The following is a 3,901-nucleotide window of genomic DNA, read 5'->3' on the forward strand; positions in this document are numbered from 1 at the left end:
CCTCTCGTTTCCCGATTGCTTCAACTCCATTCTAACCTTTCCTCCTGATTGGAGGTCCGACATTATTTATACCCTTACGATATGTCGTCGTGGGTTGCCGGAAATTGTTCGGCAATTTAAATCGTTTTCATCCAGGAAAATCAACCAATTGCGCGGCACACCAGGTCATCCTGTCTGGCAACGCAATTACCACGACCGCATCATCCGCAATGACAGAGAATTGCGCCAATACCGTGAATACATCATAAATAATCCAATGAATTGGGAAATGGACTGGGAATATACATAATTTTATTGATGTTCCTATGATTTTTATAAAAAACCCAAAATGATTTGTGTCTGTTTTAAACTGGGATTTCGTGAATTAATAATGTTCTTATAAAACAAGCATATTAACGTGTTCGTCTGCCGAATGATTTTTCTGGAAATAAATGGAAAAAAAACAAAAAAACGTTGACAGAAAATAGGAAATTGCATATACTCCTATCTCCTCGTGTAGCGGCTGCATGTTGCGGTCTATATATGAGGAATAAATATGCATCCGTTTTTTGTACAGCGGGGAGGAATTTGTAAGTTTTGAATCAGGTTTTTTTGCTGGTTCGCTTATGAAGAAACCACGTTCTCAGGCCGAAAGGTTTCAGGGCGAAGGTCTTCCCACAGTACTGAATGCAAAAGTCGCTGCAGCAAGGCGTAGCGTGATTGCTTTTCATTTAAAAGACGGATGTTTATCCGTCTTTTTTTTTACATTTTTTTTATGGAGGGCAGTATGCCGACCATCAACCAGTTAGTGAACAAAGGACGCAAGGTGATCAAGAGAAAAACCAATTCACCGGCGCTGAAACGCTGTCCGCAACGTCGTGGTGTTTGCGTGCGTGTGTACACTGTGACACCTAAAAAACCAAACTCAGCGTTACGTAAAGTGGCCAGGGTTCGTTTGACTCACGGTATGGAAGTTACCTGTTATATTCCGGGTGAAGGCCATAACCTGCAGGAGCATTCGATCGTATTGGTCCGGGGCGGCCGTATTAAGGATCTTCCCGGCGTGCGCTATCATATTGTACGGGGGACACTGGATACAGCCGGTGCAGCCAATCGTAAACAAGGACGTTCCAAATACGGATTGAAACGTCCCAAAAAAGCCAGTTAATCCGTAAGGAGGATTCGGATTTATGCCTAGAAGAAAAGAAGTCGCCAAACGTGAACTGGAAAATGATCACCGCTATAACAGCCCGGTGGTGACCAAATTTATCAATAATATTATGAAGGGCGGCAAGAAGAGTACTGCTGAGAGAATTTTTTATGGTGCACTGACGATTATGAAAGAAAAAAACGGTGACCCAACCCTCAATACATTTAAACAGGCACTGGAAAATGTCAAACCCCAATTGGAAGTGAAATCACGCCGCGTAGGTGGTGCGAATTATCAGGTTCCGATTGAAGTGCGCACGGAGCGGCAGCTATCGCTGGCGATTCGCTGGCTCAAAGATGCTGCCACAGCACGTAAAGGTAAAAGTATGAAAGAGCGTTTGGCAGCGGAATTTTTGGAAGCATCGGCAAATCAGGGCGCTGCGGTGAAGAAAAAAGAAGATACCCATAGAATGGCTGAGGCCAACAAAGCCTTTGCTCATTACCGGTGGTAATAGGTAAGGGCCGGGCTCGGAACTAAGGTTTTAGGAGATTATTACGTTGGTAAAGTCATTAGATTTAGCCAAGATCCGCAATATTGGGATCATGGCACATATAGATGCTGGGAAAACCACCATCACGGAGCGTGTGCTTTATTACACCGGCCGGTCGCATAAGATCGGTGAGGTTCATGAAGGGACCGCGACGATGGATTGGATGGTACAGGAGCAGGAAAGAGGGATTACCATTACCTCTGCTGCAACCACTTGTTCCTGGGATCATCATACCATTAATATCATTGACACACCTGGTCACGTTGATTTTACGGTTGAGGTTGAGCGGTCATTGCGGGTATTGGATGGCGCGGTGGCGGTTTTTGATGGTGTGAGTGGTGTCCAACCGCAGTCTGAAACAGTCTGGCGCCAGGCAGATAAGTATAATGTCCCGCGGATAGCGTTTATCAATAAGATGGACCGCGTGGGTGCTGATTTTATGGCATCGGTACGCAGTATTCGCGAGCGCCTGGGTGCCCGGGCGGTTCCGATTCAGGTACCGGTTGGCGCAGAAGCTGATTTTCGGGGAATTGTCGATTTAGTGGAAATGAAGCAGATCGTATGGACCGGCGAAGAACTGGGTGCCAAATTTGAGGAAATTGAGATTGATGAGACACTTTTTTTTATTGCCCGGAAAAAACAAGAAAAATTGATTGAGGCACTGGCTGATTTTGATGATGTGTTGATGGAGAAATTTCTCAATGCAGAAGAGATTCACCCGGTAGAGATTAAAATCGCATTGCGCAAGGCGGTTCTCACCGGGCAATTAACCCCGGTGCTTTGCGGCACTGCATTTAAAAATAAAGGTGTTCAGCCTATGTTGGATGCAATTATTGATTATTTACCTTCGCCGCTGGATGTTCCGGCAATCGATGGGTTTACGCCGGGAACGGATAATAAGGAAGAACGGCTCGCGCAGGTAGATGCGCCGTTTTCGGCATTGGCATTTAAGGTGATGACTGATCCGTATGTTGGGAAATTAACTTATTTCAGAATTTATTCCGGCAAGGCGACTGCGGGTTCGTATATTGAGAATTCCACACGCGGCAAGCGGGAACGGCTTGGTCGTATTTTGCGCATGCATGCCAATAAACGTGAGGAAGTGGCGGAAGTTTCTGCCGGTGATATTGTTGCGGCGGTTGGATTGAAATATACCACCACCGGCGATACGCTGGCGGATGAAGATCATCCGATTGTGCTGGAATCAATGACATTTCCGGAGCCGGTTATTTCAGTGGCTATTGAACCGAAAACCAAGGTTGATCAGGATAAATTGGGCAGTGCTTTGCAGAAACTCTCTGAAGAAGATCCTACCTTTAAGATTCGGTCTGATGAGGAAACCGGACAGACACTGATTTGGGGTATGGGTGAGTTACATCTGGAAATTATTGTTGACCGGCTTTTACGCGAATTCAAGGTTGAGGCAGCGGTGGGTAAACCACAGGTTGCTTATCGTGAGACGATTAAAAAGACCGTGGAGCAGGAGACGAAATTTGCCCGTCAGTCAGGTGGGCGTGGTCAGTTTGCCCATATCTATATTCGGCTGGAACCACAGGAAACCGGTAAAGGGTTTGAGTTTAAGGATTCGATTAAGGGTGGATCGGTTCCCAAGGAATATATCCCGGCAGTTGGCCATGGTATCAGGGATGCATCGCAGTCAGGTGTGTTGGCGGGGTATCCGGTCGTGGATTTTAAAGTCACACTCTATGATGGATCCTACCATGAGGTGGATTCTTCGGAAATGGCATTTAAAATTGCCGGTTCCATGGCGTTTAAGGAGGCCTGCAAAAAGGCGACGCCGGTTTTATTGGAGCCGATTTTTTCAATTGAAGCGGTTACACCTGAGGACTATATGGGTGATGTGCTGGGCAATCTTAACTCCCGGCGCGGACGAATTGAGGGTATGGAAAAAAAGACAAATACCCAGGTGATTCACGGACATGTGCCGCTCTCGGAGATGTTTGGTTATGCAACTGATCTTCGTTCCATGACCCAGGGCCGTGCTACTTTTACCATGCAGTTTTCACATTATGCAGAAGTGCCCAAAAGCATTGCTGAGGCGGTTGTAACCAAGGTTCGTGGATAGGTGATTGTGTAGGTGAATCATCCCGTTCGATCTCCCGATAGGTCGGGGGTGTTCTGTAAAAGGCGAATACTTCGTCTCTACAACAGGAGGAAGACATGGCAAAACAAAAATTTGAACGTAACAAACCGCATATCAA

Annotated in this window: 4 protein-coding genes; all 4 read left to right on the forward strand. The window is 46.2% G+C overall.

Translation table 11 applies throughout. The features are described from left to right. On the forward strand, positions 1-289 hold a 289-nt coding region (locus K8S19_05335; GenBank protein ID MCD4813096.1), incomplete at its 5' end, for a hypothetical protein. A 477-nt stretch (positions 290-766) separates the two neighbouring features. Further along, positions 767-1,147, forward strand: a complete 381-nt coding sequence (gene rpsL / locus K8S19_05340; protein ID MCD4813097.1) for a 30S ribosomal protein S12 — start codon at positions 767-769, stop codon at positions 1,145-1,147. Positions 1,148-1,169: 22 nt separating this feature from the next. Continuing rightward, positions 1,170-1,640 (forward strand): 30S ribosomal protein S7, encoded by a 471-nt coding sequence (gene rpsG / locus K8S19_05345; GenBank protein MCD4813098.1) that lies wholly within the window; start codon positions 1,170-1,172, stop codon positions 1,638-1,640. Positions 1,641-1,686: 46 nt separating this feature from the next. Continuing rightward, on the forward strand, positions 1,687-3,765 hold the full coding sequence (gene fusA / locus K8S19_05350; protein MCD4813099.1) for an elongation factor G: 2,079 nt from the start codon (positions 1,687-1,689) through the stop codon (positions 3,763-3,765). Positions 3,766-3,901 lie beyond the last annotated feature (136 nt).

This window comes from bacterium (assembly GCA_021108215.1).
Lineage (GTDB): Bacteria > Oederibacteriota > JAAXVQ01 > JAAXVQ01 > JAUVAV01 > JAIORK01.